This window comes from Micromonospora sp. URMC 106, assembly GCF_051386395.1.
Taxonomy (GTDB): Bacteria; Actinomycetota; Actinomycetes; order Mycobacteriales; family Micromonosporaceae; genus Micromonospora.
Window position 1 is genome coordinate 1 of the sequence record NZ_JBPQTP010000280.1, and the last position, 264, is coordinate 264.

Genomic DNA, 264 nt, shown 5'->3' on the forward strand with positions numbered 1-264 from the left:
GTGCCGACGGTGATCGACGTGCCGGCGTTGCGGGCGGCGCTCTCGGGCGGCCCGGCGCCGGCCATGCTGCGCACCCTGATCGGAGTGACCAGCACCCGCCGCCAGGCGGGACAGGGCGGTGGCGGTTGGGCCGAGCGGCTCGCCGGGCTGACCGAGGACGAGGGCCGGGCCCGGATCGGCGTGCTGGTCCGGGGTCTGGTCGCGCAGGTGCTCGGGCACGGGGGCGCGGAGTCGGTGCCGGCGGACCGGGCGTTCCGGGAGTTG

At 78.4% G+C, this 264-nt stretch carries 1 protein-coding gene; it reads left to right on the forward strand.

Annotation, left to right across the window (positions count from 1 at the left end):
* Nucleotides 1–84 precede the first annotated feature (84 nt).
* The coding region (locus ACSNOB_RS32110; RefSeq protein ID WP_436691212.1) for an acyl carrier protein at nucleotides 85–264 on the forward strand (180 nt) is incomplete at its 3' end.